18 protein-coding genes and 1 tRNA gene are annotated in these 21,315 nt (G+C 72.5%); 5 read left to right on the top strand and 14 right to left on the bottom strand.

Going from position 1 to position 21,315, the window contains the following annotated elements:
* Positions 1–15 precede the first annotated feature (15 nt).
* From ruvA to pgsA, 9 genes are all read right to left on the bottom strand, one after another.
* Positions 16–642 (bottom strand): Holliday junction branch migration protein RuvA, encoded by a 627-nt coding sequence (gene ruvA, locus ACFVDM_RS27965; protein ID WP_383645995.1) that lies wholly within the window; start codon positions 640–642, stop codon positions 16–18.
* Positions 639–1,211 (bottom strand): crossover junction endodeoxyribonuclease RuvC, encoded by a 573-nt coding sequence (gene ruvC / locus ACFVDM_RS27960; RefSeq protein WP_383645992.1) that lies wholly within the window; start codon positions 1,209–1,211, stop codon positions 639–641. The genes ruvA and ruvC overlap by 4 nt, the downstream gene beginning before the upstream one ends.
* A 129-nt stretch (positions 1,212–1,340) precedes the next feature.
* Positions 1,341–2,093, bottom strand: coding sequence for a YebC/PmpR family DNA-binding transcriptional regulator (locus ACFVDM_RS27955; RefSeq protein ID WP_383645989.1), 753 nt, complete (start codon positions 2,091–2,093; stop codon positions 1,341–1,343).
* A gap of 61 nt (positions 2,094–2,154) precedes the next feature.
* Positions 2,155–2,748 carry a pyridoxal 5'-phosphate synthase glutaminase subunit PdxT gene (gene pdxT / locus ACFVDM_RS27950; RefSeq protein WP_383645985.1) on the bottom strand — a complete coding sequence of 198 codons (594 nt, stop codon included), beginning with the start codon at positions 2,746–2,748 and terminating at the stop codon, positions 2,155–2,157.
* Positions 2,749–2,753: 5 nt separating this feature from the next.
* Positions 2,754–3,674, bottom strand: a complete 921-nt coding sequence (gene pdxS, locus ACFVDM_RS27945) for a pyridoxal 5'-phosphate synthase lyase subunit PdxS (RefSeq protein ID WP_383645980.1) — start codon at positions 3,672–3,674, stop codon at positions 2,754–2,756.
* A 182-nt stretch (positions 3,675–3,856) separates the two neighbouring features.
* Positions 3,857–4,402, bottom strand: a complete 546-nt coding sequence (locus tag ACFVDM_RS27940) for a hypothetical protein (RefSeq protein ID WP_383645977.1) — start codon at positions 4,400–4,402, stop codon at positions 3,857–3,859.
* A 471-nt stretch (positions 4,403–4,873) separates the two neighbouring features.
* Complete coding sequence (locus ACFVDM_RS27935; protein ID WP_383645971.1) at positions 4,874–6,061, bottom strand: glycosyltransferase family 4 protein; 1,188 nt, start codon at positions 6,059–6,061, stop codon at positions 4,874–4,876.
* A 53-nt stretch (positions 6,062–6,114) separates the two neighbouring features.
* A complete protein-coding gene (locus tag ACFVDM_RS27930; protein WP_383645968.1) occupies positions 6,115–7,026 on the bottom strand; it encodes a phosphatidylinositol mannoside acyltransferase in 912 nt (303 codons plus the stop codon).
* Positions 7,023–7,691 carry a phosphatidylinositol phosphate synthase gene (pgsA, locus tag ACFVDM_RS27925; RefSeq protein ID WP_383645964.1) on the bottom strand — a complete coding sequence of 223 codons (669 nt, stop codon included), beginning with the start codon at positions 7,689–7,691 and terminating at the stop codon, positions 7,023–7,025. The genes ACFVDM_RS27930 and pgsA overlap by 4 nt, the downstream gene beginning before the upstream one ends.
* A 434-nt stretch (positions 7,692–8,125) precedes the next feature.
* Here pgsA and ACFVDM_RS27920 point away from each other — a divergent pair, with 434 nt between their 5' ends.
* Entirely contained in the window at positions 8,126–10,351 is a 2,226-nt protein-coding gene (locus ACFVDM_RS27920; RefSeq protein ID WP_383645961.1) for an elongation factor G-like protein EF-G2, read from the top strand.
* Positions 10,352–10,498: 147 nt separating this feature from the next.
* Complete coding sequence (locus ACFVDM_RS27915) at positions 10,499–12,166, top strand: hypothetical protein (protein ID WP_383645956.1); 1,668 nt, start codon at positions 10,499–10,501, stop codon at positions 12,164–12,166.
* Positions 12,167–12,231: 65 nt separating this feature from the next.
* Here ACFVDM_RS27915 and ACFVDM_RS27910 read toward each other — a convergent pair whose 3' ends face one another.
* A complete protein-coding gene (locus tag ACFVDM_RS27910) occupies positions 12,232–12,792 on the bottom strand; it encodes an HIT family protein (protein ID WP_383645950.1) in 561 nt (186 codons plus the stop codon).
* Positions 12,793–12,858: 66 nt separating this feature from the next.
* On the opposite strand from ACFVDM_RS27910, the gene ACFVDM_RS27905 reads away from it, so the two are divergent.
* Positions 12,859–13,536, top strand: coding sequence for a potassium channel family protein (locus ACFVDM_RS27905; RefSeq protein ID WP_383645945.1), 678 nt, complete (start codon positions 12,859–12,861; stop codon positions 13,534–13,536).
* A gap of 28 nt (positions 13,537–13,564) precedes the next feature.
* Here the strand turns inward: ACFVDM_RS27905 and thrS are convergent, their stop codons facing one another.
* The 3 genes from thrS to ACFVDM_RS27890 all read right to left on the bottom strand — a co-directional run bounded on the left by thrS (position 13,565) and on the right by ACFVDM_RS27890 (position 17,480).
* Positions 13,565–15,541, bottom strand: coding sequence for a threonine--tRNA ligase (thrS, locus tag ACFVDM_RS27900; protein ID WP_383645941.1), 1,977 nt, complete (start codon positions 15,539–15,541; stop codon positions 13,565–13,567).
* A 116-nt stretch (positions 15,542–15,657) separates the two neighbouring features.
* On the bottom strand, positions 15,658–16,911 hold the full coding sequence (locus ACFVDM_RS27895) for a hypothetical protein (RefSeq protein WP_383645938.1): 1,254 nt from the start codon (positions 16,909–16,911) through the stop codon (positions 15,658–15,660).
* Complete coding sequence (locus ACFVDM_RS27890; protein ID WP_383645933.1) at positions 16,911–17,480, bottom strand: DUF4365 domain-containing protein; 570 nt, start codon at positions 17,478–17,480, stop codon at positions 16,911–16,913. The genes ACFVDM_RS27895 and ACFVDM_RS27890 overlap by 1 nt, the downstream gene beginning before the upstream one ends.
* Before the next feature lie 189 nt (positions 17,481–17,669).
* On the opposite strand from ACFVDM_RS27890, the gene ACFVDM_RS27885 reads away from it, so the two are divergent.
* A complete protein-coding gene (locus tag ACFVDM_RS27885) occupies positions 17,670–18,395 on the top strand; it encodes a 3'-5' exonuclease (protein ID WP_383645929.1) in 726 nt (241 codons plus the stop codon).
* 75 nt (positions 18,396–18,470) lie between these two features.
* Here ACFVDM_RS27885 and ACFVDM_RS27880 read toward each other — a convergent pair.
* Positions 18,471–18,542: transfer RNA gene (locus ACFVDM_RS27880), tRNA-Val, on the bottom strand.
* Positions 18,543–18,682: 140 nt separating this feature from the next.
* Between ACFVDM_RS27880 and ACFVDM_RS27875 the strand changes: the two genes are divergently transcribed.
* Positions 18,683–21,184: an SCO7613 C-terminal domain-containing membrane protein gene (locus ACFVDM_RS27875; protein WP_383645925.1), complete on the top strand. Its 2,502-nt coding sequence runs from the start codon at positions 18,683–18,685 to the stop codon at positions 21,182–21,184.
* Positions 21,185–21,315 lie beyond the last annotated feature (131 nt).

Here is a 21,315-nt window from a genome sequence, read left to right as displayed (position 1 = left end):
GGTGCCCGGAGCCGCTCAGCGGGCCCGGTTGAGGGTCTGGAGGGCGGCGCGCAGCAGTTGCGGCACGGGGGGTGCGGCGCCCTCGGCAAGGGCGGCCTCGGCCCGGGGTGCCACGGCGGTGACCGCCTCGTCCGCCTCGCGGGTGGCGTAGCCGAGGCCGATCAGGGCTGCCTGGAGCTGGTCGCGCCAGGAGGCGGTAACGGCCGTGCCGATGCCCTGGGGGGCGTGGCCGGTGCCGACCGGTTCGCCGAGGCGGTCCTTGAGTTCGAGCAGGAGCTTCTGGGCCCCCTTCTTGCCGATGCCGGAGACGGCGGTCAGCGCCTTCTCGTCGCCGGTGGCCACGGCGATCCGCAGGGCGTCGGGGGTGTGGGTGGCCAGCATCGCCTGGGCGAGCCGGGGTCCGACGCCGCTGGCGGTCTGGAGCAGTTCGAAGACCTGGCGCTCGTCGTCGTCGGCGAAGCCGTAGAGCGTCAGGGAATCCTCGCGCACGACGAGGGAGGTGGCGAGTCTGGCCTCCTGGCCGACGCGCAGCGCGGCCAGGGTGTTCGGCGCGCACTGGACGGCCATGCCGACGCCGCCGACCTCGATGACGGCCGTGGTCGGGGCGAGCGCGGCGACGGGGCCGCTGACGAAGGCGATCATCGGGGGACCTTCCGGACGGGTGCTGCTGCGGTGCGCGGGACGCGCGGGGTGCGGCCGGCGGCGGCCGCCGCGTGCGCCTGCTGGAGGCGGTTGATCACGGGGGCGCGCCAGATGTGGCAGATGGCGAGGGCGAGGGCGTCCGCCGCGTCGGCGGGCTTCGGGGGTGCGTCCAGCCGCAGGAGCCGGGTGACCATGGCCCCGACCTGCGCCTTGTCGGCGCGTCCGTTGCCGCTGACAGCGGCCTTGACTTCGCTGGGGGTGTGCAGGGCGACGGGGATACCGCGCCGGGAGGCGCAGAGCATGGCCACGGCACTGGCCTGGGCGGTGCCCATCACCGTACGGACGTTGTGCTGGGCGAAGACCCGCTCGACCGCCACGAACTCGGGACGGTGCTCGTCGAGCCAGGCCTCGATGCCGCGCTCGATGGCCACCAGCCGGTGGCCCAGCTCCGCGTCGGCCGGGGTGCGCACGACACCCACCCCGAGCATCGTCAGGGGCCGTCCGGCCACTCCCTCGACGACGCCGACCCCGCACCGGGTCAGCCCGGGGTCCACCCCGAGAACGCGCACGTCCCGTCCCTCCCCGCCGATCGGTCAACTGTTCTGGCAGGCTATCGGCTCGCACTGACAATGCGACGGGCCGACGGGGTGTGTCCCCGTCGGCCCGTCGCAGGAACCGTGCCGGCGTACGGCGCCGGATCAGGCGTCGACCTTCTCCATGACCTCGTCGGAGACGTCGAAGTTGGCGAAGACGTTCTGCACGTCGTCGCTGTCCTCCAGCGCGTCGATCAGCTTGAAGATCTTGCGTGCGCCCTCCTCGTCCAGCTCGACCTGCATGGTCGGGACGAAGTTGGCCTCGGCCGAGTCGTAGTCGATGCCGGCCTCCTGGAGCGCGGTGCGGACCGCGATCATGTCGGTGGCCTCGCTGAGCACCTCGAAGGTGTCGCCGAGGTCGTTGACCTCCTCGGCACCCGCGTCGAGCACGGCGCCCAGCACGTCGTCCTCGGACAGCTCGCCCTTGGGGACGATCACGACGCCCTTGCGGTTGAACAGGTACGAGACCGAGCCCGGGTCGGCCATCGAGCCGCCGTTGCGGGTCATGGCGACGCGGACGTCGGAGGCGGCGCGGTTGCGGTTGTCGGTGAGGCACTCGATGAGCACCGCGACACCGTTGGGGCCGTAGCCCTCGTACATGATCGTCTCGTAGTCGGCGCCACCGGCTTCGAGACCGGCGCCGCGCTTGACCGCCGAGTCGATGTTCTTGTTCGGGACCGAGCTCTTCTTCGCCTTCTGGATGGCGTCGAAGAGGGTCGGGTTGCCCGACACATCGGCGCCGCCGGTGCGCGCGGCGACCTCGATGTTCTTGATCATCTTCGCGAAGAGCTTGCCGCGCTTGGCATCAATCACGGCCTTCTTGTGCTTCGTCGTAGCCCATTTAGAGTGGCCGGACATCTGCCTTCTCCTTCGCGTCACCAAATTCCGTACGAACCCGAGAGATCCTACCGGGATCGAATCAGGTGGCTGTGCGCACCATGTCCACGAAGTAGGCGTGAACCCGGTGGTCACCGGTCAGTTCCGGGTGGAACGACGTGGCGAGGGCGTTTTCCTGCCGAACCGCCACGATATGCCCACCGTACTCGGCCACGACCCTGGCGCGGGCGCCCACCGACTCCACCCAGGGGGCCCGGATGAAGACGCCCTCGACCGGCCCGCCCTCGATGCCGGCGACGTCGACGGCCGCCTCGAAGGACTCGTTCTGCCGCCCGAAAGCGTTACGGCGCACGATCATGTCGATGCCGCCGATCGTCTCCTGGCCCGAGCGCGGGTCGAGGATCTTGTCGGCGAGCAGGATCATCCCGGCGCAGGTGCCGTAGACCGGCATCCCGGCCGCCACCCGCTCGCGGAGGGGTTCGATCATGCCGAACAGGGCGGCCAGCTTCGACATGGTGGTCGACTCGCCGCCGGGAACGACCAGACCGTCGACCTCGGCGAGTTCCTCGGGACGCCGGACCGGCCTGGCCAGGGCGTCCGCCGAGGCCAGGGCGATCAGGTGTTCCCGTACGTCGCCCTGAAGGGCCAGGACGCCGATCACAGGAGTGTCGCTCATGGTGGCTACCAGCCGCGGTTGGCGTAGCGCTCGGCCTCGGGCAGGGTGTCGCAGTTGATGCCGACCATGGCCTCGCCCAGGTTGCGGGAGGCGTCCGCGATGATCTTCGGGTCGTCGTAGAAGGTGGTGGCCTTGACGATCGCGGCGGCGCGCTTGGCCGGGTCGCCGGACTTGAAGATGCCGGAGCCGACGAAGACGCCCTCGGCACCGAGCTGGCGCATCAGCGCGGCGTCGGCCGGGGTGGCGACACCGCCGGCGGAGAACAGCACAACGGGCAGCTTGCCCAGCTCGGCGACCTCCTTGACCAGCTCGTACGGGGCACGCAGCTCCTTGGCCGCGGCGTACAGCTCGTTGTTGTCGTAGCCGCGCAGCCGGGCGATCTCGTTCTTGATCTGGCGCAGGTGGCGGACGGCCTCGACGACGTTGCCGGTGCCGGCCTCGCCCTTGGAGCGGATCATGGCCGCGCCCTCGGCGATACGGCGCAGCGCCTCGCCCAGGTTGGTCGCACCGCAGACGAACGGGGTGGTGAAGGCGAACTTGTCGCTGTGGTTGACCTCGTCCGCCGGGGTCAGGACCTCGGACTCGTCGATGTAGTCGACACCGAGCGACTGGAGGACCTGGGCCTCGACGAAGTGGCCGATCCGGGACTTGGCCATGACGGGGATGGAGACGGCCTCGATGATCTCCTCGATCATGTTCGGGTCCGACATCCGGGCCACGCCGCCGTCCTTGCGGATGTCGGCGGGCACCCGCTCCAGGGCCATGACGGCCACGGCACCCGCGTCCTCGGCGATCTTCGCCTGCTCGGCGTTGACGACGTCCATGATCACGCCGCCCTTGAGCTGCTCGGCCATGCCGCGCTTGACGCGGGCGGTGCCGGTGGCCGGGGCGTCGGCGGACTGCGGGGTGCGGGGAAGCGTGGACACGGATCGACCTCACTACGGAAGAAGGGGGTGCCAGGAGTGGTCTGGCCTGCGGTGTGGCGCACTGCAGAGCAAACTCCCGGGCACCGGTCCACAGCAAGGGCCAATGAGGGGCCGGTGGATCGTTTTGGGGCCGGGTGCGGACGGGTCCGGGTGCGGGCGGGTCCCCTTCGTCCCGCCCCGGTTCAGCCGGCGGGCCGGTCCGCGAGGGCCACCGGCGGTTCGTCGTCCATCTCAAAGGCCATCGGGAACGGGGCGTGCCCCGCCAGCCGGAACCAGCGCACCGTACGGTGACGGCGCAGGGCGCGGGCGGCCCGCACCGCGTCGTTGTGGAAGCGGCGCGCCATCGGAACCCTGCGCACCGCGGCCGCCAGCTCCGAGGCCGCCTCCTCGCCGCCGGGCACCTCCTTGACCGCCTCCACCTGGGCGCTCTCGCCGAACACGGCGCGCAGGGCGGTGCTCAGTTCGCTCTCGGCGACCTCGCGCTGCTCCTCCTCCGATTGCCGGGCGGCGTGCGCGGCCTCGTACAGCACGATGGAGGAGGCCGGGTCGAGGAGTCCGGAGGTGGCGAGTTCCTGGGTGACCGAGGCGCGGCGCAGCAGTTGGGCGTCGAGGGCGGCACGGGCCGCGTCGATCCGGGTGTGCAGGCGGTCGAGCCGGCCGGCGGTCCAGCTGAGGTACAGGCCGATCGCGACGAGGACGACGACGGCCCAGATGAGGGTTGCGGTCACGGGCGGCAAGGCTACCGGTGAGCGGGCACCCGTCCCGCGTCCCGGCGGCGCGCGTGCCGCCGGGACGGGGCCGTCTCGTCGCGACGGGGCCGTTGCGCTGGAACGGGACGGTTACGTCGCGACGAGACCGTGGCGTCGGAACGAGACGGTCCCGTCGCAACGGGGGCGTCGCGCCGAAACGGGAGCGTCCCCCGAAACGAAACCGATCCGTCCCAACGAGACCGTGCCATCGGGACGAGACGGTCCCGTCGCAACGGAAACGTCGCGCCGAAACGGGAGCGTCCCCCGAAACGAAACCGATCCGTCCCAACGAGACCGTGCCATCGGGACGAGACGGTCCCGTCGCAACGGAATCGTCGCGCCGAAACGGCAGCGTCCCTCAGAACGAAACCGTTCCGTCGCAACGGCAGCGTGACGTCGGAACGACACCGTTCCGCCTCCCGTCGCCGAAACCCCGACGGCACCCCCGCCTCAGCCCCGCAGCTGACCGCCCGGCTCCCGGTCCCGGCTCAGCCCGAACCGCGCCCGCAGCCCGGTGCGTTCGTCGGTCGCCACCGACGCGGCCCCGTCGGTGACCGTCTCGTACACCGCGAGGATGTCCGCGCCGACCGTCGACCAGTCGAAGCGCCGTACGTGCGCGCTGCCGCGCTCGCGCAGCGCGGCGCGGCGGACGGGGTCGCCCAGCAGCCGGACCGCCGCATCGGCCAGCGCGTCCGCGTCCTCGTTGGCGAAGAGTTCACCGGCCGCGCCCTGGTCCAGGACCTGGGCGAAGGCGTCCAGATCGCTGGCAAGGACCGGCGCGCCGGCCGACATCGCCTCCACGAGGATGATGCCGAAGCTCTCGCCGCCGGTGTTGGGCGCGACGTAGAGGTCGACGCTGCGCAGCAGCCGCGCCTTGTCCTCGTCGCTCACCATGCCGAGGAACTCCACGCGGGCGCGCATCTCGCGGGGCAGCGAGGCAACGGCCTCCTCCTCGTCGCCGCGGCCCGCCACCAGCAGCCGGACGTCCGGCCGCGCCGCCAGGATCGCGGGCAGCGCGCGCATCAGGACGGGCAGGCCCTTGCGGGGCTCGTCGATCCGCCCGATGAAACCGATGGTGGAGCCCTGCCACTCGGGCCGCGGCTCGGCCGACGCGAAGAAGTCCACGTCGACGCCGTTGGGGATGACGACCGCGTCACCGCCCAGATGCTCGACCAGGGTCCGGCGCGCGTACTCGCTGACCGCGATGCGCGCGCTGATCTTCTCCAGCGCCGGCTGGAGGATCGGGTACGCGGCGATCATGGCCCGCGAGCGCGGATTGGAGGTGTGGAAGGTGGCGACGATCGGCCCCTGCGCCGCCCAGCAGGTCAGCAGCCCCAGCGACGGGGAGGTCGGCTCGTGGATGTGCACGACGTCGAAGGTCCCGTCGTGCAGCCAGCGCCGCACCCGGGCCGCCGACAGGAAGCCGAAGTTCAGCCGGGCGACCGAGCCGTTGTACGGGACGGGCACGGCCCGGCCCGCCGAGACCACGTACGGCGGCAGCGGCGTCTCGTCGTCGGCCGGGGCCAGCACCGAGACCTGATGGCCGAGACCGGTCAGATGCTCGGCCAGATCACGGATGTGGAACTGCACACCGCCCGGTACGTCCCAGGAGTAGGGGCAGACGATGCCGATCTTCACGGCGGGGCCTTTCGTTCGGAGCAGGCCGGGTCGAGGAGCGCGGCCGGGAGCCGTCAGGCCCGGGGTTCGAGGTCGTCGGTCCACAGGCGCTGCAGCATGTGCCAGTCCTCCGGATGCTCGGCGATGCCCCGGGCGAAGGCGTCGGCCAGGGCCTGGGTCATCACCGACGTCTTCCGCGTACGGTCACCCTCCCCCGGCACCTCCACCGGCGGGTGGATCCGCGCCTTCATCACCGGCGTGTCGTCGTACGAGAGCGTCACCGGCAGCAGCAGCGCGCCGGTCTGCTGGGCCAGCAGGGCCGGGCCCGCGGGCATCCGCGCGGTGGCGCCGAAGAACGACACCTCCACGCCCGACGCCGACAGATCGCGGTCCGCGACCAGGCAGACCAGCCCGCCCGCCCGCAGCCGCCGCGCCAGCGTCCCGAACGCGGCCCCGCCGTTGTGCGGCAGGACCTCCATGCCCAGCCCCTCGCGGTACGCCACGAACCGGTCGTACAGCGACTCCGGCTTCAGCCGCTCGGCGACCGTGGTGAACGGCACCTTCAGGTCCGTGGTCACCCACGCCCCGGCCAGATCCCAGTTGCCCAGGTGCGGCAGCGCGAGGATCACCCCGCGTCCGCTGTCCAGACCGTCCGTCAGCCGGTGCGCGTCCGTCACGTCGATGGACGCCTTGATCCGCGCCGGACTCCAGGCGGGCAGCCGGAACGACTCCATCCAGTACCGCATGTAGGAGCGCATCCCGGCCCGGGACAGTTCGGCGAGCCTCGCCGGATCCGCGTCCGGCACCACCCGCGCCAGATTGGACTCCAGCCGCAGCACGCTCTTCCCGCGCCGCCGCCACACCTGATCGGCCAGCGTCCGGAACAGCCCGCGGGCCACCGGTTCGGGCAGTTTGCGGACCGCGGCCCAGCCCAGCCCGTACAGCCCGTCGCTCACACGCTCGGTGAGCCGGGGGGCACCGCTCACTGCGCGGCCTCGCTCCCCCGGTCCACGGCCGCGGCGGCGTCGGCCTCCGCGGACTCGCGGCGCACCGTCACGACCCGCTGGATCAGCGTCACCAGGCTGCCCACGGCGACGATCCACAGCGCGATCGGCAGCAGCACCTGGATCCCGGGCACGCCGAACTTGTGCAGACCCGCGAATCCGGCCGCGACGAGCGAGATCACCAGCCGCTCGGCCCGCTCCACCAGCCCGTTGACCGCGACCGGCAGCCCGATCGACTCACCGCGCGCCTTGGTGTACGAGACGACCTGGCCGCTCGCCAGACAGAAGATCGAGACCGCGCACAGCACGTTGTCGTCGCCGCTGCCCGCGTACCAGAGCGCGAAGCCGGCGAAGATCGCGCCGTCCGCCACCCGGTCCAGGGTCGAGTCGAGGAACGCGCCCCAGCGGCTGGAGATCCCCGCCTGCCGCGCCATGTTCCCGTCGACCAGGTCGGAGAAGACGAAGATCGTGATGACGATCGTGCCCCAGAAGAACTCCCCCATCGGGAAGAAGACCAGCGCACCTGCCATCACCCCGGCCGTGCCGATCAGGGTGACCGTGTCCGGGCTGACTCCGAGACGGAGCAGCAGGGCGGCGAACGGCGTGAGGACACGCGTGAAAAAGGCACGCGCGTACTTGTTCAGCATGGCCTTCCCGAGGGTCGGTGGGCCGGATGACCCCGTCGGCCACCGGCTGAAGGGTGCTGAAGGCCCCGGCCGGACCGGGCGGCGGTGTCCGGTGCGTGCGCCCGCGGAACGCCGGTGCGTCCCCGCGGCGAGCCCCGGGAACGTACCGGTGGCGACGCGGACATGCGTGCCGGGCGCAGCGAGCCCGGCCGGGGCCTTCAGCACCCTCGTCGCCCATCGTAGTCACGCCCGTCGCCCGCCACCCTCCGGGCACCCCGGGGGATGTCGTGCGCGGACGTACGGCGTATGGACGCGCCCGGTACGGAGTGGAAAGCTCGGAACTACCGCGGGCGTCGCCGCAGCCGCCGCGGGCGGCTCCCCGTGCCCGTGCCACCGCTCCCCATCCCGTGCCGGCGGGACCGCCGCCCGGCGCCACCACCCGGGAGGCACCCACCATGGGCGACAGGACACACACCCCCACCGGAGCCGCCGCCAGGGCACTGACGGCCGACCGCCCCGCCGCGATCCGCAACGTGGTGCTGGTCGGCCACAGCGGATCGGGCAAGACCACCCTCGTCGAGGCCCTGGCCCAGACCACCGGAGCCGTCAACCGGGCCGGCCGCGTCGAGGACGGCACCACGGTCTCCGACCACGACGACGTCGAACAGCGCGGACACCGCTCCGTCTCGCTCACCCTCGTCCCCGTCACCTGGGGCGGAATCAAGATCAACCTGCTGGACACCCCCGGCTACGCCGACTTCGTCGGAGAACTCAGGGCCGGACTGCGGGCCGCCGACGCCGCCCTCTTCGTCGTCTCGGCCGCCCAGGAGGCCGAGGCCGTCGACGGCACCACCCGGGCCGTCTGGGAGGAGTGCGCCGCGGTCGGCATGCCGCGCGCCATCGTCGTCACCCACCTCGACACGGCCCGCACCCCGTTCGACGCGATGACCCGGGTCTGCGCCGAACTCTTCGGCGGCGACGACCCCGATGCCGTGCTCCCCCTCTACCTGCCGGTCCACGGCCCCCGCTCGGCCGACGGACACGCGCCCCTGACCGGCCTGACCGGACTGCTCACGCAGCGGATCCTCGACTACTCCGGGGGCGAACGCAGGGAGCACCCGCCCGCAGCCTCCGAACAGGACCGTCTGACCGAGGCCCGCGACCGGCTCATCGAGGGGATCATCGCCGAGTGCGAGGACGAGACCCTGATGGACCGCTACCTCGCCGGTGAGCCCGTCGACGTCAAGACCCTCGTAGACGATCTCGAACGCGCCGTGGCACGCGGCACCTTCCACCCCGTCCTCACCGCCGCCCCCGCCGCCGAAGGCGCCCGTCAGGGCCTCGGCACCGTCGAACTCCTCGATCTGATCACCGGTGGCTTCCCCACTCCCCTCGAACGGCCCCTGCCCGCCGTCAGCACCCTGCACGGCGCCCCGCTGCCCGCCCTGGAATGCGACCCCGACGGCCCCCTCGCCGCCGAGGTCGTCAAGACCTCGCCCGACCCCTACGTGGGCCGGCTCTCCCTCGTCCGCGTCTTCTCCGGCACCCTGCGCCCCGACGACACCGTGCACCTCTTCGGGCACGGCCTCGACGACCCCGCCCGCGAGGCCCGCCCCTTCCACGAGGCCGAGATCCGCGTCGGCGCCCTCTCCTCCCCCTTCGGCAAACAGCAGCGCCCGCTCACCGCCTGCGTCGCCGGCGATCTCGCCTGCGTGGCCCGGCTGGACACCGCCGAGACCGGGGACACCCTGTCCGACCCGGCCCACCCCCTGCTGCTGCGCCCCTGGGCCACCCCCGACCCGCTCCTCCCGCTCGCCATCGAGGCCCACGGCAAGGCCGACGAGGACAAGCTCTCCCACGCCCTGGCCCGTCTCGTCGCCGAGGACCCCACCCTGCGCCTGGAACAGAACCCGGACACCCGCCAGGTCGTCCTGTGGTGCATCGGCGAGGCCCACCGCGACGTGGCCCTGGACCGGCTCCGCACCCGCCACGGCGTCCAGGTCGACGCCGTCCCGCACCGCGTCGCCCTCCGCGAGACCTTCGCCGCACCCGCCGGCGGACTCGGCCGCCACGTCAAACAGTCCGGCGGCCACGGCCAGTACGCCGTCTGCGCCATCGACGTCGAGCCGCTGCCCGCGGGCTCCGGCATCGAGTTCGTCGACCGGATCGTCGGGGGCTCCGTGCCCCGCCAGTACATCTCCTCCGTCGAGAAGGGCGTCCGCGCCCAGGCCGCCCGCGGCGTCGCCACCGGCCATCCCCTCGTCGACGTCCGCGTCACCCTGCGGGACGGCAAGGCCCACTCCGTGGACTCCTCCGACGCCGCCTTCCAGACCGCCGGCGCCCTCGCCCTGCGCGAGGCCGCGCACGCCGCCCGCATCCAGCTCCTGGAACCGGTGGCCGAAATCGGTGTCCTCGTCCCGGACGACTACGTCGGCCCCGTCATGAGCGATCTCTCCGGCCGCCGCGGCCGCGTCACCGGCACCGAGCAGACCGCCCCCGGCCGCACCCTCGTCCGTGCCGAGGTCCCCGAACTGGAGATCGGCCGCTACGCCGTCGACCTGCGCTCCCTCACCCACGGCACCGGCCGGTTCGACCGCGCCTACGCCCGCCACGCCCCCCTGCCCCCGCACCTCGCCGACCGCCTCACGAGCTCACCGGAGGCCGACGCGAAACACGCGTAGCGGAGCGGTTTGTTCCTCGTTGTCCACAGGGCCGGACGATGTACCGATCCGGACGATACGCTGTGGTCCCAGCTCAGAAAGTGTGCCGGGCACGGCAGTTGGGAAACAGCCGCAGGAGCGGTTCCTCGGTGGCGAGTGGGGGCGACAGTGAGCAACGGATTCGATTTCTCTCCCGGAGCGCAGATTCCGCTCCAGGGCGCGGCGGGAGCGGCGGTGGCGACCAACGCCCTCGCCTCCGCGGCGTACCGCGACAGCCCGGTGGAGGACATCCTCAAGGCCAACAACGAGTGGCACAAGTCCGCGGTGAAGGAAGGGCGCTCCAAGCTCTTCAAGTCCGCCTACTTCAAACCCAACCTCGGCGAGGCCTACGCCCGCGCCGTCCAGGAACGCATGCTGGGCGGCGCCCGCAAGGCCCTCATCCAGTCCTTCGGCAGCGACCCCCAGACCGTCGTCGAGCACTGCCTGTCCGCCTCCCGCCTCCGCAAGGCCCGCGACACCAAACTCACCGCCGTCACCGCCCTGTTCGGCTTCCTCTTCCTGCCCGGCATGCTCCTGTGGATCATCGCCTTCCGGCTCCGCGACGCCCTCGCCAAGACCAAGGACAAGGCGCTCTCCACCCTGGGCAACGCACTCCTGCCGATCCTCGGCATCGCCGCCCTGTACTTCCTGATCACCATGCCTCTGAGCGGATTCCTCGCGCTCTACCTGCGGGCCATGGTCATCGCCCCCGTCGTCGGCTGGACCATCGCCCGGCGCATCGCCGAGAAGTCCGCCCAGGACATGCGGGCCCGCTGGGAAGGGCTCCTCTCCGGCGGCGGTGTCGTCGCGAAGATCCCCGAAGCCGTCCCCAAGAACCCCAGCGAGACGGCCCGCGAAGCCCTCCGCCAGGGCCTGGAGAAGCTCTCCGCCGAGCAGCAGTCCAACTCCGTCTTCTACGCCGGCCCCAAGGGCATCCTCGGCATGGGCACCCGCTGGGGCAGCTGGCAGCTCGCCGAGGACCTCAAGCCCAAGGAGCCCGGCAAGGAGTTCCACCAGTTCCGCAGCTGGGACCTGATCCGCGTCATGCACGACCAGCTCAAGATGCTGGAGCGCGGCCCGCTGAACACCGGCGGATTCCCCACCCCGACCGTCACCCACTGGATCGTCTCCCCCGTCGGCGAGAACGCCGACTCGGTCTCCCGCCCCGACGGCGAGGACGTCGCCACCTTCCAGGTCAAACCCCACGAGATACAGCGCATCTGCAACCACCAGCAGTTCGGCGGCGGCGACCGCCACTACCTCGGCGTGCAGTTCACCCTCTGGGACGGCCAGCTCGTCATCACCATGATGATCACGGTCACCGTTCTCTACGAGACCCTGCGCATCGAGGTCACCGGACACGCCCTCGGCCCCGTCCACTCCCTCTTCACCAGCAAGCCCTCGGCCAAGACCAAGACCGTCAACAAGACCGTCCGCTTCTGGGAGACCCGCGACATCACCCTGGCGCTCGTCGACGCCTCGGAGGTCGTACGCCTGGCCCTGCGCGCCCCCTTCACGTGGTACCCGCCGCTCCTCGACTACCTCGGCGGCAAGATCGCCCTGCCCGAACCCTTCGGGCTGCGGCACGCCTGGGCGGAGCAGCCGTGGCGCCACCGCTTCATGGCCGACGACGCCATGCGCACCGCCACCCCGGTCCTGCGCGTCGTGCACAACGCCGCGATCAAGGTCCTGGAGGAGAACGGTGTCGACACCGAGAACTTCGGCAACCGCTCGACGATACTGAGCGGCCTCATCCAGGACCCCAGCCCCCGCAAGGCCGACCTGTACGACGCCTGACCGCGCCGCGCACAGCTGCGGGGCGCCCGGACCACCCGGACGCCCCGCACCTCGTACCGAACCGCTCAGACCGCCGGCCAGGCCGCCGCCAGCATCGACCGGGTGTCCGCCAGCAACTGCGGCAGCACCTTCGTGTGTCCCACCACCGGCATGAAATTGGTGTCCCCGCCCCAGCGCGGCACCAGATGCTGATGCAGATGCGCCGCGATGCCCGCACCGGCCACCGCACCCTGGTTCATCCCGATGTTGAACCCGTGCGCCCCCGAGGCCGCCCGCAGCGCCGTCATGGCCCGCTTCGTGAAATCGGCCAGCTCCACCGTCTCCGGACCGTCCAGCTCCGTGTAGTCCGCGACATGGCGGTACGGCACCACCATCAGATGCCCGCCGTTGTACGGATACAGATTGAGCACGGCGTAGACCTTCTCACCGCGCGCCACGACGAGCCCGTCCTCGTCCGACTTCGAGGGAATCTCGCAGAACGGACAGCCGTCCCCGGCCTCCGGGCCGGTCGGCTTGTTCTCACCCTGGATGTACGCCATCCGGTGGGGCGTCCACAGGCGCTGGAACGCGTCGGGCGTTCCCACTCCGATCTGCTGCTCCGGCTCACTCGTCATGCCGATCAGCATATGGCGTCCCCCGGGCGCAGCGTGTCGCCGGGGCCGAACCCGTACGGCCGGCGCGATGCTGGGCCGATGAGCGACCGCACCCCGGACCGGCCCCCACCCGCTCTGACCCAGTGGGAACAGCGCACCGAGGTGCCGCTCCTCGCCGCCTCCCTGCTCTTCCTCCTCGGCTACGCGGTCCGCGTCCTCGCCCCGCACGACGCCCAGCCCTGGCACGACATCTCCCTCGCCCTCGTCGGCGCCACCTGGCTCCTCTTCGTCGCCGACTACGCGGTCCGCGTCCGCCTCAGCGGCCTCGGCCACCGCTTCGTCCGGGTCCACTGGCTCGACACCCTCGTCCTGCTGCTGCCCCTGCTCCGCCCGCTGCGGCTGGTCAAGGTCTACACGGCGGTCCAGAAGCGCCACGAGGCCCCGCGCCTCGGTCTGTACGCCCGGGTGATGTCGTACGCCGGTCTGGCGGCCCTGCTGCTGGGCTTCTCCGCCGCGCTGGCCGTCTACAACCGCGAGCACGAGGCCCCGGGCGCCTCGATCCGGACCTTCGGCGACGCGGTCTGGTGGGCCTGCGCGACCCTCACGACGGTGGGATACGGGGACGCCGTCCCGGTGACCCCGGTCGGCCGGACCGTGGCGGCGTTCCTGATGGCCTGCGGTCTGGCACTGCTGGGGGCGGTGACGGGTTCGTTCTCGTCGTGGCTGATCCAGGTGTTCCGCAGGGAGGACGAGAAGGGGCCCCCGGGGAGCGGGTAGCTCACCGAGGGCCCCTGCCGGGCACGGCTCAGACCTGGACGCGGTCCTCGACGGCCTTGGCGATCTTGGCGAGGGCGTCCTCGACCGGGACGCCGTTCTCCTGCGATCCGTCGCGGTAGCGGAAGGAGACGGCACCGTTGGCCATGTCCTCGTCACCGGCGATGATCATGAACGGAACCTTGGCCTTCTGCTGGTTGCGGATCTTCTTCTGCATCCGGTCCGAGGAGGCGTCCACGTCGACCCGCAGCCCGCGCTTGCGGGCCTCGGCCGCGAACTCCTGGAGGTACGGGATGTGGGTGTCGCCGATCGGGATGCCGACCGCCTGGACCGGGGCCAGCCAGACCGGGAAGGCGCCCGCGTAGTGCTCCAGGAGCACCGCGAAGAAACGCTCGATGGAACCGAACAGGGCGCGGTGGATCATGACCGGGCGCTGCTTGGAACCGTCCGGGCCGGTGTACTCCAGGTCGAAGCGCTCCGGCAGGTTGAAGTCGAGCTGTACGGTCGACATCTGCCAGGTCCGGCCGATGGCGTCCCGCGCCTGCACGGAGATCTTCGGTCCGTAGAACGCGGCGCCGCCCGGGTCCGGGACCAGCGGCAGCCCCTGCTTCTCGGCGACCTGGCGCAGCGTCTCGGTGGCTTCTTCCCAGATCTCGTCCGATCCGACGAACTTCTCCGGGTCCTTGGTGGACAGTTCCAGGTAGAAGTCGGTGAGGCCGTAGTCGCGGAGCAGGTTCAGGACGAAGGTGAGCGTCCGGTCCAGCTCGTCCGCCATCTGCTCCTTGGTGCAGTAGATGTGCGCGTCGTCCTGCGTGAAGCCGCGCGAGCGGGTCAGGCCGTGCACGACGCCCGACTTCTCGTACCGGTACACCGTGCCGAACTCGAAGAGGCGCAGCGGCAGTTCGCGGTACGAGCGGCCGCGCGCGTCGAAGATCAGGTTGTGCATCGGGCAGTTCATCGGCTTGAGGTAGTAGTCCACCCCGTCGTCGAGCTGCATGGGCGGGTACATGCCGTCGGCGTACCAGTCCAGGTGGCCGGACTTCTCGAAGAGCTTGCCCTTGGTGGCGTGCGGCGAGTAGACGAACTCGTAGCCCTCCTCCTCGTGGCGGCGGCGCGAGTAGTCCTCCATGGCCCGGCGGATGATGCCGCCCTTGGGGTGGAAGACGGCGAGGCCGGGGCCGATCTCGTCCGGGAAGGAGAAGAGGTCCAGCTCGTTGCCGAGCTTGCGGTGGTCGCGCTTGGCGGCCTCCTCCAGGAACTCCAGGTGCGCCTTCAGCTCTTCCTTGGTCGGCCAGGCGGTGCCGTAGATGCGCTGGAGCATCGGGTTCTTCTCGCTGCCCCGCCAGTACGCGGCGGCGTTCCGCATCAGCTTGAAGGCCGGGATGAACCGGGTGGTGGGCAGGTGCGGACCCCGGCAGAGGTCCTTCCAGCACAGCTCGCCGCTCTTCGGGTCGAGGTTGTCGTAGATGGTCAGCTCGCCGCCGCCCACCTCGACGTCCGCGCCGTCGTCCGAGGAGGCGGAGCCCTTGATGCCGATCAGCTCCAGCTTGTACGGCTCGTCGGCCAGCTCCTCGCGGGCGGCCTCGTCGGTCACGACACGGCGGGCGAAGCGCTGGCCGCGCTTCTGGATCTCCTGCATCTTCTTCTCGATGGCCTTGAGATCCTCGGGCGTGAACGGCTTCTCGACGTCGAAGTCGTAGTAGAAGCCGTCCTTGACCGGCGGGCCGATGCCCAGCTTGGCCTCGGGGAAGAGCTGCTGCACGGCCTGGGCCATCACATGCGCGGTGGAGTGGCGCAGGATGTCGAGGCCGTCCTCGGAGGAGATCTCGACGGGCTCGACGACCTCTCCGTCGGCGACGGCGTACGCGAGGTCCTTCAGCTCGCCGGCGACCCGCGCGGCGACGACGGTGCGCTCGCCGGCGAAGAGCTCGGCTGCCGTCGTGCCCGTCGTCACCACGCGCTCTTCCCGCTCGGAATCGCGTTGGATGGTCACACGGACGTCTGACACCGTTCTCTCCTGACTCAGGGGGGCGCACCCGCATTCCTCCAGCGCGTGCAGAAGGAATCGTACCGAGCCGAGGGCCCCGTGTGCGAAAGGGCCGGGTACGAGCGTGCTCGGCCGTCCTACTCCCCCGCGCAGGCCTCCTCGAAGAAGTCGACGTTCTCCTGGAGCGATTTCATCAGCCGGTCGCGTTCCTCCTCGTCGACCTGGACCGGAACGACCTGCGAGGCCCTCGTCAGCCGCCGGAATCCGCCCCGGCTCTCCAGACGTCCCTCCACCCGCACCGGCAGCCCGACGAGATGGGCCTGGCCCGCGATGCGGTACGCCTCCTCGTCGAGTTCCAGCCGGACGTGCGGCACCTCGGCACCGGCGAGCACCCGCAGCCGGACGGTGCCCGGACCGCGCGGACCGGCGCGGCGCAGCCGGACGACGGCGCCGGTGATCCGGACCGGGACGGAGGGCTCGTCCCGGAGGTAGCGGGCGCCGGCCCGGCGCAGGGCGGGCAGGTCGCCCGGGGAGAACTCGACGGGTTCGGGCCGTGCCGGGCAGCCCTCGGGGGCGTCGGCGGCCGGTGCCCAGTCCAGGGCGATGCCTGCGCCCTCGGATCCCCGGACGAGGGCGACGAGGGCCTCGGTCAGTTCGCGGCAGACGCCGGCGCCGACGGCGGTGTCGAAGGCGTCCATGGCGCCGGTGGCGCGCTGGTAGTCGACGGCCTCCCGCGCGGCGTGCAGGGCGTGGTGCAGGCGTACGGCCAGTGGCCGGCCCGTCTCGACGGGGAGGTAGGCGGTGAGGTCGCGGCCGCCGGGGGCCGGGCCGATCAGCAAGGGGTCCAGGGCGGTCAGGGCGCGGCGGCGGTGGCGGGCGCCGTGGTAGCCGGCCCGGTCGCGGACGGCGAGGGCGCCGGCGAGCAGGATCTGCCGGGCGGCGATGTGGAGCCGTTCGGCGTGGGTCCAGCCGGTCGCGCCGGCGGTGCCCGCCGCGGGTTCGGGGACCTCGCGCCACCAGCGGATCGCGTCGCTGGGCACGGCGAGGGAGACGAGGACGTGGCGGGCGGAGGGGGTGGCGCTGCGGGCGAGGGCGGTGAGGGCTTCGGTGAGCAGGTCCTCGCTGTCGGGGAAGGCGGTGGTGTCGGGGACGAGGAGGCTGGTGGGGCCGCCGGGCGGGGCGGGCGGTCCGGGCGGGGTCCAGCGGCTGTAGCGGCCGGCGGCGCCGCCCCGGCGGCGCCAGCCGTGCCGGGCGAGCAGGGCGCCGAGCACGGCGGGATCGACGCGGGCGGGGTCGGGGAGGCCGCCGGGGCCGGGGGCCGGATCGTTGGGGTGGGACCGCGGGTCCGACGGGAAGGCGTCGGCGGCGGGTTCGTCCATCGGCCGGTGCATCAGGGTCTCCCTCCCGCCCCGACCCGGGTCATGATCTCGCAGAGGGCGCGGTCGTCGAAGACGCGCGAGGTCGGGATCCGTACGGTGGTGCGGTGACGGCCGGTCACGGGGTGTCCGGCCAGATTGGTCCAGTAGCAGCAGTGGCGCAGGGCGAGGTGGTCGGGTCCGGCGCTCAGCCAGTCGTCCTGGCTCCGGGGCACGATCATCACGACGAGGATCTTGTGCACGGACACGGGGGTCCGGGCGAGTTTCACCAGGTGGGCGTTGTCGAGGGTGAAGGCGAAGGTGGGTCCGGGGGGTCGGGGCGGTATCTGGTAGGTGCACTTCAGCTGGACCTTGATGGTCACCTCGTCGTCGACGGTGTGGCCGGGGGCGCCGTGGCTGAGGTGCCAGTCGATGCCGTTGTCGGGGAAGGGCTGCGACAGGGAGCACCCCGCCGCGGCCGCCACCGCGTGCAGATAGCCCACCTGGAGGGTCTCCATGCAGGCGGTGGTGGCGAGTGTGCCGCGCGGCGGTGGGGTGGTCCGCCGGGACAGCAGCCCACCCGGTTCGGGCTGCGCGAGTGCCATGGCTCCGTATGCCTTCCGGGCCGTGCCGAGGGGTGTGGGGCGCGGTGGTCCGTCAACGTCCGCCCCCGTCACCTGTGTTGTCACCGCAGGGAGCGGTCCGCAAACGGCGTATCAGGCAAAGGGCGCGGGTATCACCGAACCGGGCGGAGGGATCGCCCCATCTGCCGTGCGGGTGCGAGGAGTTCGGGGATGACTCATTGGTTCGAGGGGCCGTTGGCCGCTTTCGACACGGAGACGACGGGTGTGGACGTCGAGGGGGACCGGATCGTTTCGGGTGCCCTGGTCGTCCAGGACGGTGCGGGCGGGCGGATGCGCGTGACCCGCTGGCTGGTGAATCCGGGGATTCCGGTGCCCGCGGGGGCGACGGAGATCCATGGGCTGACAGACGACCATCTCCAGCGCAACGGGCGGTGGCCGGCGCCGGTGATGGAGGAGATGGGCCGGGCGCTGGCGGAGCAGTGTGCGGCGGGACGGCCGCTGGTGGTGATGAACGCGCCGTTCGATCTCACGCTGCTGGACCGGGAGCTGCGGCGGCACCGGGCGTCGTCGCTCGCCGCCTATCTGGAGAACGCCCCGCTGTGCGTGCTGGATCCGCGCGTGCTGGACAAGCATCTGGACCGCTACCGCAAGGGGCGGCGCACGCTGACGGATCTGTGCGAGCTGTACGGGGTGACGCTGGACGGGGCGCATGACGCTGCGGCGGACGCGGCGGCGGCGCTGGAGCTGGTCCGGGCGGTGGGGCGGCGGTTCGCGCCCCGGCTGGAGCGGCTGACCCCGGCGGAGCTGCACACGCTCCAGGCGGTGTGGCACGCGGCTCAGGCGCGAGGGCTGCAGGCGTGGTTCGCGAAGAGCGGGACGCCGGAGACGGTGGATCCGGCGTGGCCGCTGCGGCCGGAGCTGCGTGCCGCGGCGTGAGCGGGGCGGATCGCGTGGCCGGATACGCGAGAAGCCGGTCCGTCGGTGGTGCTGACGGACCGGCCTCTCCCCGGGTGGGCGATACTGGGTTCGAACCAGTGACCTCTTCGGTGTGAACGAAGCGCTCTCCCACTGAGCTAATCGCCCGGGAACGGGTTGAACCATACAGGGCTCGGCGGGTGTGGTTCAAACCGCTTGTCGCGTGCCGGGGAGCGCGCGTACTCAGGCAGGGATCTGAGTATCCGTGCGCATGTTCGTACGGCGTGGCGCGCGCCACACTCCCGTTCATGGAACATGTGCCGCCGCCCGCCGAGGAACTGGCGCTCCTCGACCGTGAACTCGCGCGGCTGGATCTGCGCCGCGCCCAGTTGCTGACCCGTCGTGCCTGGCTGGTGAGCATCCTCCAGGCGCCGCGTCCGGTGGCGGCCCCGCCGGTGGCGGCGCCCGTCGCGGGCTCGTTCGGGCCGCCGTTCGCACCGCCCGCCGCACCGGCCCGTCCGGCGGACGGGGGGAACGGTGCGCAGAATCTGCTCCTCACGCTCGGGGGGCTGCTGCTGACGGTCGCCGCGATCGCGTTCACCCTGGTGAGCTGGGGTCATATGGGGATCGGCGGACGGTCGGCGGTGCTGGCCACCGTCACGGCCGCCGCGCTGGCGGCTCCGGCGCTCCTGCTGCGCCGTGGGCTGACCTCGACGGCGGAGTCGCTGGGGGCGCTGGCCGCGGTGCTGATGGTGCTCGACGCCTATGCGCTGCACCGGGTGGCGCTGGCGGACACGGACCCGCTCGGGTACGCGGCGGTGGCGTCGGCGGTTCTGGCGGTCGTGTGGGCGGCGTACGGGCTGCTGCTCGACGGGCTGCGGCTGCCGTTGCCGCTGGCGGTGCTGACCGCGCAGCTGCCGTTGGTGCTGGGGGCGGCGGCCGAGGGGGCGGCTCCGGTGGTGTTCGCCGGAGCGCTGCTGGTGACGGCCGCGCTGGACTGTGCGGTCGCGGTGCGGTTCACGGGGCTCGCGGTGCGGGTCACGGCCGGTATCGGGCTCTGGGTGACCGGTGGGGCGGGGCTGCTGGTGGCCCTGGGCGAGTCGCTGGACGCGGCGCGTCCGTCCCAGGCGGTGGTGCCGGGGGCGCTGCTGCTGGCGGGGGCCGCGATCGCGCTGGCCGGGGCCCGGCGGGCGGCTGCGGGGTTCGCGGGGGCGGCGGGTGCGGTGGCCGGTCTGGCAGCGGTGGCCGCGGTCGGCGGGGTGCTGACCACGACGCTGTCGGGCGGCTGGTCGGTGCCCGTGTATCTGGTGTGCGGCGGGCTGGTCCTGCTGGGCGTACGGGCTCCGCTGGGGCGTCCGGTGAGGCAGGGGCTGGCCGGGGCCGCGGGTGTGGTGGCGCTGGGCGCGGTGCTGTTCTCCGCGACGCCGGTCGCGGTGGTCCTGGTGGGTCCGGTGGCGCAGTTGGGGCGTCTGTGGTCGGGGGTTCCGGACGGCGGGATCCGCGAGGCGCTGGGGGCCTCGGAGCTGCCGTGGGACGAGATGGCCTCGTCCCCGGTGGTGCTGCTGATGGTGGCGGTGACGCTGGGGGCGGCCCGGTTCCGGTGGGAGTCCGTGGCGCGGTGGGCGGAGCCGGTGCGTGGCGTCGGTGCCTCGGGCCGGGGTACGGCCGGGGCATGGGCCCTGGTGCTGGGCTGGGCGGGGCTGACGGTGCTGGCGCCCGCGCTGGACGTGTCGTACGCGGTGGCGGTAGCGACGCAGTCGGTGCTCGTGGTGGCGTCGGCGGCGCTCGTGGTGGGGGCGCTGCGCCGCGGGACGGCGGGGGTGGCCGTGGCGGCCTCGGTGTGCGGGGCGTTCGGTGCGGTGGGGGTGGCTCTGCTGTCGCTGTGCTCGGAGCCCGCCACGTACGCCGTGTTCGTGCTGCTGACGGCGGTGGGCGCCGGTGTGGCGACGGCGCTGGACGGTCCGGCGCGGGAGCCGCGTCCGCCGGTGTGGTCCGGGGTGCGGTCGGCGGCGGCGTGCGCGGCGGTGGCCGGGGCGACGGTGCTCGCCGTGGCGGGCGGGGCGTCGCTGGAGCTGGAGGCGCACGAGACGGCGCCGCTGCTGCTGGTGGTGACCGCGGTGACGGCGGTGCTGGGGGCGGTGCTGAAGGGCCGCGCGCTGGGGCTGCCGGTGGAGGCGGCGGGAGTGCCCGCGGGGGCGGCCGCGGTCGTAATGGCCGTGGGCGATATGCCGTTCCTCGCGCTGGTGCTGGCGCTGTGCGGGACGGTGGCGGCGGGCACGGCGCTGCGTCCGGAGCGGCGTCCGGTGGCCGGGTACGTGGCGACGGCGCTGTTCGTGCTGGCGTCGTGGGTGCGGTTGTCGGCCTCGGGGGTGGGCTCGCCGGAGGCGTACACGCTGCCGGTGTCGGTTCCGGTGCTGGTGATCGGGTGGCTGCGCAGGCGGCGTGACCCGGCGGCGTCGTCGTGGACGGCGTACGGGGCGGGGCTCGCGGTGTCGCTGGTGCCCTCGCTCCTGGTGGCCCTGGGTGACACGGGCTGGACGCGTCCGCTGCTGCTCGGGGTGGCGGCGCTGGTGATCACGCTGCTCGGGGCGCGGCTGCGGCTCCAGGCGCTGCTGGTGCTGGGCGGCTCGGTGCTGGCGCTGGACGCGTTGCACGAGTTGGCGCCGTATGTGGTGCAGGTGGTGGGTGCGATGCCGCGCTGGGTGGTGCCGGCGCTGGCCGGGGCGGTGCTGCTGGCGGTCGGGGCGACGTACGAGAAGCGGCTGCGGGACGCGCGGCGGCTCCGGGACGCGCTGGGGCGGATGCGCTGAGGCACGGTCCCCGTACGGGGGTGGCCGCGGCGGGCCCGGCCGCGCGGCTGGCGGCCCCCCGGGCCCCCCGGGGGCAACCCGCGCGCCGCCGTGGTCGCCGCGGCGGCCGCCCGCGCGCCCGAGGTGGAGTC

Source organism: Streptomyces sp. NPDC057682, assembly GCF_042799575.1.
Taxonomy (GTDB): domain Bacteria; phylum Actinomycetota; class Actinomycetes; order Streptomycetales; family Streptomycetaceae; genus Streptomyces.
The sequence above is the reverse complement of the archived record's forward strand: the minus strand, read 5'-3'. Positions and strand labels throughout refer to the sequence as shown.